This is a genomic window from Xanthomonas pisi DSM 18956 (assembly GCF_001010415.1).
GTDB lineage: Bacteria > Pseudomonadota > Gammaproteobacteria > Xanthomonadales > Xanthomonadaceae > Xanthomonas > Xanthomonas pisi.
The window spans coordinates 1-266 of the sequence record NZ_JPLE01000173.1; the positions used below are offsets into that span (position 1 = coordinate 1).

The window sequence follows — 266 nt, forward strand, 5'->3', positions numbered from 1 at the left end:
GCTGACCCTGGACCCGCAGGACTCGGTGCGCGTGCAGCTCGGCGGCGAAGCGGTCAAGGGCTGGCGCCTGCTGGCCCTGCAGCCGCGCAGTGCAACCATCGAAGGCCCCGGTGGCACCCAGACCCTGGAACTGCACGTGTTCAACGGCCAGGGCGGGCAACCGCCGACCGCCAACGCCGCCGCGCGTGGTGCGGCGGGCGCGGGCCCCCCCCTGCCCTCCCCCCCCGCCCCCCCGCCCCCGCAACCCCCGCCGCCCCCGCCCGCCC

Annotated in this window: 1 protein-coding gene; it reads left to right on the top strand. The window is 79.3% G+C overall.

Annotation, left to right across the window (positions count from 1 at the left end):
• Positions 1-266, top strand: a 266-nt coding sequence (locus Y887_RS17595; protein ID WP_046965581.1) for a type II secretion system protein, XpsN-like, incomplete at both ends; no start/stop codon positions are given.